General features: G+C 49.6%; 1 pseudogene. It reads left to right on the plus strand.

Annotation, left to right across the window (positions count from 1 at the left end):
* Positions 1–234: pseudogene (locus tag ACYQ2M_RS25555) on the plus strand (IS1634 family transposase); the annotation flags it as partial.

Below are 234 nucleotides of genomic sequence, written 5' to 3' on the forward strand. Positions count from 1 at the left end.
CGGGGCGGTCGGTTTAAGATCGTCAAAGAGAATCTCCATATCAAAGAGGTCTTCGTTGACGAGGGTACAGGCAGACGGCGGTTTGTCATTGCCTATAATCCGGAACAGGCCGAACATGACCGCCATGTCCGCAAAAAAAATCTGGAACGGATCAAGGTCGAACTGGAAGCACTGGAAAAGCAATCCGGCAAAGCGTACCTCAAAACAAAATATGCCCTCCTGGCTCATAAATCC

The organism is Desulfocicer niacini (genome assembly GCF_054657595.1).